1 protein-coding gene is annotated in these 244 nt (G+C 56.1%); it reads right to left on the reverse strand.

Features of this window, described 5'->3' with window-relative positions; translation table 11 throughout:
- Positions 1 to 244: hypothetical protein (locus SB751_RS34240; RefSeq protein WP_410749527.1), on the reverse strand; the 244-nt coding region annotated here is incomplete at both ends.

Here is a 244-nt window from a genome sequence, read left to right on the forward strand (position 1 = left end):
TATCGCGGCCGCTGGTGATTTGCAGACTGTCGGCACTGATATCACTACCGATGCTTTGCGAAGCACTTTGCTCGGTTTGCTGGGCTTTCTTAGTTGCGGAAACCCAACCAGTGACGGTCATGCCAACCTTGCCGGACTGCTTGGACTGACTAGACGTTTGATGCACTTCGGCCGTACCGATTTCGACGTCGTTGCCGGCATTCAGTTTTACCGCTCCGTCTGCCCGCAGAGCCGTCGCCTTGAG

Source organism: Cupriavidus sp. SIMBA_020 (assembly GCF_046535395.1).
GTDB lineage: Bacteria > Pseudomonadota > Gammaproteobacteria > Burkholderiales > Burkholderiaceae > Cupriavidus > Cupriavidus campinensis.